The organism is bacterium, from assembly GCA_027622355.1.
GTDB lineage: Bacteria > UBA8248 > UBA8248 > UBA8248 > UBA8248 > JAQBZT01.
In genome coordinates this window covers 1-5258 of the sequence record JAQBZT010000211.1, presented here as the reverse complement: position 1 = coordinate 5258, position 5258 = coordinate 1, and the positions used below count along the sequence as shown (strand labels likewise).

Annotated in this window: 7 protein-coding genes and 1 pseudogene; 3 read left to right on the top strand and 5 right to left on the bottom strand. The window is 57.4% G+C overall.

What is annotated here, in order from left to right:
* Positions 1-625: 625 nt before the first annotated feature.
* Both O2807_11595 and O2807_11590 read left to right on the top strand, forming a co-directional pair.
* On the top strand, positions 626-1255 hold the full coding sequence (locus tag O2807_11595; protein ID MDA1001141.1) for an NIPSNAP family protein: 630 nt from the start codon (positions 626-628) through the stop codon (positions 1253-1255).
* A 62-nt stretch (positions 1256-1317) separates the two neighbouring features.
* Positions 1318-2103, top strand: coding sequence for an alpha/beta hydrolase (locus tag O2807_11590; protein MDA1001140.1), 786 nt, complete (start codon positions 1318-1320; stop codon positions 2101-2103).
* Between the two features lie 210 nt (positions 2104-2313).
* On the opposite strand, the gene O2807_11585 is transcribed toward O2807_11590, so the two are convergent.
* From O2807_11585 to O2807_11565, 5 genes and pseudogenes are all read right to left on the bottom strand, one after another.
* The gene (locus O2807_11585; GenBank protein MDA1001139.1) at positions 2314-2682 is read right to left on the bottom strand and encodes a nitrile hydratase accessory protein; all 369 of its coding nucleotides are present in this window, start codon (positions 2680-2682) and stop codon (positions 2314-2316) included.
* Between the two features lie 35 nt (positions 2683-2717).
* The gene (locus O2807_11580; protein MDA1001138.1) at positions 2718-3068 is read right to left on the bottom strand and encodes a nitrile hydratase subunit beta; all 351 of its coding nucleotides are present in this window, start codon (positions 3066-3068) and stop codon (positions 2718-2720) included.
* A complete protein-coding gene (locus O2807_11575) occupies positions 3068-3379 on the bottom strand; it encodes a nitrile hydratase subunit beta (protein ID MDA1001137.1) in 312 nt (103 codons plus the stop codon). Before O2807_11575 ends, O2807_11580 begins: the two co-directional genes overlap by 1 nt.
* Entirely contained in the window at positions 3376-4002 is a 627-nt protein-coding gene (gene nthA, locus O2807_11570; GenBank protein MDA1001136.1) for a nitrile hydratase subunit alpha, read from the bottom strand. Before nthA ends, O2807_11575 begins: the two co-directional genes overlap by 4 nt.
* A gap of 283 nt (positions 4003-4285) precedes the next feature.
* Positions 4286-4450: pseudogene (locus O2807_11565) on the bottom strand (ATP-binding protein).
* Between the two features lie 395 nt (positions 4451-4845).
* On the opposite strand from O2807_11565, the gene O2807_11560 reads away from it, so the two are divergent.
* Positions 4846-5258: tetratricopeptide repeat protein (locus tag O2807_11560; GenBank protein ID MDA1001135.1), on the top strand; the 413-nt coding region annotated here is incomplete at its 3' end.

Here is a 5258-nt window from a genome sequence, read left to right as displayed (position 1 = left end):
ATCCAATTCCACAACGTGAATTCACGCAATGGCTCGGTGTTCTGTAAATCCACCAACAAAGTGCTTAATCTGGCTCGAACAGCGGGGCGGTGTCCTGGTCCATCGATTTTCAGGGTGTCCCTGGCGAATTCCTAATCAAACAGCAATAGGTATCTGAAACAGGCCTCGGCAATGTGAGTGCCACACATGATAGTTTAGATTAGCTATGGTTGGCGGTTCTTTCCAGGAAAACTTCATCGGGTGTTCTTATATTCAAGAACTGATGGCCTCGAATATCTGATTTTCCTTAAAACGCTTCGAATTTTTCGAGAATGATTTCGGAAGCGTCTCAAACTTAAAATTCATGGAAAAATCTCCAGAGGCGAGAAAGTTCTCAAGACCTGTGGGTGGCGAATTCCCAATCAGCCACCAAATTACGGCTTAATTAGGAATTCGCCATGCACAGGATCAGAGGGATATTTCAGCGCACTTGATGGCCATCCCTGTGAGATGCGCCGCCCGAGGAAGGCGAATTGATCGAAATTTAAAAAAGGGAGAGCATTGCTGCATCATTCCGGGTACGACGATGTTTTCATGATTCCGGGCAGCGACTCGCCGCCCCGTCCGATAGAGGAGCCAATCGCAAATGCTTTACGAAGTGCGGGCTTATACGTTCACGCAGGGGAGCCTTGATGAGGCGGTGGAGGGTTTCGGGAACATTATCGAGGAGCGAGTGAAGCTCTCCCGGCTGATCTGCTTTTTCCGCTCGGCCATCGGCGAGCTGGACCGTATATTTCATATCTGGGAGTACGAAAATTCCGCCCACCGCGAAAGTGTGCGCGATAAAGCGCAGTCCTCATCCTGGTGGCCGCCCTTAAAGGCCGAGAAAATACTGTATCAGCAGACCCGGCTGATGGCAGCCGCATCTTTTTGCCCGTCGCCCCGCACCGGCGCCATGGGCAGCGTCTACGAGGTGAGGAGCGACACCTTTCAGACCGGCACCATGGGAAAACTCGGCGCCGCCTGGGCCAAGCATCTTCCCGAAAGAGAAAAACTCTCGCCCCTCGCCGCGGCCTTCGCGAACCCGGCGAGCGAGTTCGCCTCGGGCATCCTGAACGAGTTTTTGCACATCTGGCCCTACCGCAACCTGAACCAGTGGGCCGAGGTGGATGCGGCCGCCGGCCAGCTCGCTGGCTGGCGGGATTGCTCGAACCCCTACCTCAGGTCCCGAAAATCCGAAATATGGTATCCCGTGGACTACTCGCCGATGCGCTGAGATCGGTCCCGCCGCGCCTGCCGCCCCGGTCTTGCCTGTGGGTGGCGAATTATCAATTCGCCATGGGCAGGCGTCCGGCCCCTTGCGTTCTTTATATCCCGGGGATGGATCAAACCAAGGAGTTTTATCCCTATGTGGTTCAAAACGATATGCTCCGGAGGGGGATGCACGCCTGCGCGATGGACGGGCCGGGGCAGGGGATGTCGAATATCCGTAAAATCAGGGTCACGGCGGACAACTACGAAAAGGCGGCCAGCACGGTGATCGACTATCTCTGTTCCCGCCCCGAAATCGACAGCGAGAAAATCGGGGTGTTCGGGATTAGCATGGGCTCGTTTTGGGCGCCGAGGACGGCGGCTTACGACTCCAGGGTTTCCGCCTGTGCCGCCGGAAGTGCCAATTTCGCCGATAAAAACTTCATCTTCGATGTGGCTTCGCCGCGCTTCAAGCAGATATTCATGTATATGGCCGGCATGACGGACGAAGACGCCTTCGACGAGATGGCCAAGCGTATGACATTAAAGGGCTATGGAGACCGGATCGCGTGTCCGGTTTTGATGACGGCGGGAGAATTCGATCCGCTGACCCCGGTGGAGGACGCTTTTTCATTTTTCGAGGAACTGGAAAGTCCCAAGGAACTCTGGATATTGGAAAATGAATTTCACCGGGTGTGGGGCATGAAGGGCCTGGGAGGATCGGACTTGAACCCGATGGCGGTGGATTGGCTCCGGGACGCTCTGAACGGAAAATTCCAGCCGGGGCACAATCGGATCGCTTATGTCCGGCAAAATACAGGAACGGGTCCTTTCGGCTCTCCTCTGCCGGAGGATCACCCGCGCAGGTGGTAGGGCTGTCCTGGTCCAGCGATTTTTTGTTGGAGCCGTCCGTCAGGAAATTCTTGAATATGCAGTATTTATGATAGCCCCCGAAGTCCGACAATAGCGACTCCGTCCTGTGTGTGGCAAATTCCCAACTAGCCACCAAATTGCTGCCTAATTATCAATTCGCCATGGACAGGTCCTATTTTTTGCGGAGCAAAGGCGTGCCCGGCAAATTCCCTACCGCTCTTTTTCCTGCCTGAGCAATATGGGTTGGCCGTGAGGGGTCGCCCGGGCGGCGGCATCCCACTCTTTTTTCCGGCGGTGGAGGGAATCGGCTCCCACAAAACCCTTTTTGGCAACTATTTTCTCGAAAGCGGCAAGCCAATGCAGGTAGTAAGTATCCCCCAGGTCGGGGTCTCCCCGCTCTTTGGCCGCCGCGATCTCTGCACCCAGGCATTCCGCCCACTCTTTCCAGGTAAAATGGCCTTGCTGGTGGAGCATCAAAGTCATGGAGAAGGCCTGCGCCTCCCAGGGCTCGCGGAATACGGGTCCCTCTTCATCCCGCGGCAATAAGGGAAGCGCATCAAAATCCTTCGGATCATTCATCGCCAATCTCACTCATAGACTTATTTGTTGGGCCCTCATGCGGGGTCCATGTAATCGTCCCACAAGTCGAGATAAACGGAATCCCGGGCCCCTGCCTCGGGTCCCCAGAGTTCACGGGCCATAAAGCGGACGCTGTAGAGGTGCTGGGGCTTCTTCCCCTCGCCCCGGGCGAGGGTGTCGGGGAAGACGAAAACACCATAGTCTTTATCGATCACCCCTTGCCGGCCGCGGGCGAAGCGCGGAAGGCGGGTATGTCCTTCAGGATTGATATCGCGGGCCCGAATGCGATCGCCGGGCGAGAACTTGGGCGGAATGTTTACGTCCACCTGAAAACTTCCCCCCAGCTTCAGGATATTCGGCACCATGTCTTTGGTGAGCAAAGGCATCAGGCATCCTCCTTTGCAAGCTCGGCCACACGCTCTTCGATTTCCTCACGCGTCAGGAAGTCCTGTTCCACCAACAGGGTCTCGAGGCTGAGTAAAAATCGCTCATAATAACTCGACGCCAGGTAACGGGCGGGCGGGATACGCTCGCGCGCGTGGCGGGCCATATCGATGTTCCACCGCTCCCATACACCCATCGCGCGCGAGAGGGCGAATATGCGCCGCTCCCACTCCGCGTGGAAAACGGGCTCGTCCTCCTCGAGGACGATGGGACCCATCCCGTGCATGCCGCCCATATCGTGTACGCCGTTCATGATTGATCTCCTGTCGCGCTCGGGGCCTGGACCATAGCCGTTCCGATCAGGGAGTTGCGATTGACAATCCCGGCCAGCTCCTTTTCGCTCATGCCCTCGGTTCCGGGCGGACGTTCGGGCAGAACGATAAACCGCACCTCCGAGGTGCTGTCCCATACGCGAACCTCGACGTCCTCGTCGATCTCGAGGCCGAACTCTTTTAAAACACCGCGGGGATCGATCACCGCGCGGGAACGGTAGGGGAACGATTTATACCAGACGGGAGGAAGGCCCAGCACCGGCCACGGATAGCACGAGCAAAGGGTGCAAACCACCATGTTGTGAATCTCGGGCGTGTTCTCCAGCACCACCATGGTTTCGCCTTGCCGCCCTTCGTAGCCCATCTCGGCGAGGGCCGCATTGGCGTCCTTGAGCAACCGCTTTTTAAAATCGGGGTCCGTCCATGCGCGGGCGACCACCTTGAACCCGTTGCGGGGGCCGATCTTGGTCTCGTAGGTGTCGATGAGTTCATTGAGAGCGTCCGGTTCCACCAGGCCTTTTTCGGTGAGCAATGACTCGAGCGCCCGGACCCGAAGTTCGGTATCTGAAAGTTCGGTGCCCGCATCATGGGTATGCCCGCTCATACATGCCTCCGCATCAATTATTTCAGGTGAAGTGCAATAACTGTATTATAGAGCAAATCGCCCCATTTTACCGGATTTATGCGGCGAGGGCCGCCCGTTCCCAGGTTTCGTGCCATTGGCGCAACATTCCGGGCGCTGTGTTCTGTCCTGGTTCACCGATTTTCGGGGTCTGGCTCGTCTGTGTGTAAAGGGCAGCCTAAAAGTGTACCGGCGTGGCGGCGTAAAAGTGTACCACCGGGTATGAGAAGAAGGGGGCCCGAGGGCCCCCTTCTTGGTCCTTTTTTCACTCCATTTCAGCGGTTTTCTGAGCCTCTTTCTGTTTATTCCGGTGCCGTTTTTCGCTTTGCTTGAGCCGGTAGCTCTCCCCGTTCATCTCAAGGATGTGGACATGATGTGTGAGGCGGTCCAGGAGCGCGCCGGTCAGGCGCTCGGAGCCGAACACCTCGGTCCCGTCCTGTGCATGGCGAATTAGTAATTCTGGCCTAAATTCAGGCCTTTCGTCGCTTTGCCGTTGCGCTCCGCAAAAGCTCCATCCATACCCTGCACAAAACTCAAAAGGCTCTCAACCAGGGAATTTGTGATTCATTTGGGCTTTTGGACAGGACGGGCTCACCCATCCGGCGGCCCTTCCTGCGCCTCACAGCCTGCTGTAAAATCCCCATCGCGTGGTTCCTCCCCTTTGGGCGGATGGCGTCTGGCGACTCCAGACAACCACAGGGGACGAAACCACCGCAATTCTCAACTAAGATTGGGACATACTCGCGTGAGGAAAGTAGTAAGTTAAAGTATAATTCCAGTTCACCAATTGGATCGTTGGCGGCTCCCTCGGAAGAGGACACCTCCATGAAACGGCTCCTGCTGGCCCTGACCTTCGTTCTCCTCGCCTCCCCCGCCTGGGCTGGGTTCGACGAGGGCGTGGCTGCCTACAAGCGCAAGGACTATGCCACCGCCCTGCGCGAGTGGCGGCCTTTGGCTCAACAGGGCAATGCCATCGCCCAGTTCAGCCTGGGCGTCATGTACGCCAAAGGCCAGGGCGTCCCCCAGGACTACGCCGAGGCTGTGCGGTGGTACCGCCTCGCCGCCAAGCAGGGCGATGCCCGCGCCCAGTCCAACCTGGGCCTCATGTACGAGAAAGGCCAGGGCGTGCCCCAGGACTACGCCGAGGCTGTGCGGTGGTACCGCCTCGCCGCCAAGCAGGGCAATGCCATCGCCCAGTTCAACCTGGGCCTCATGTACGCCAACGGCCAGGGCGTCCC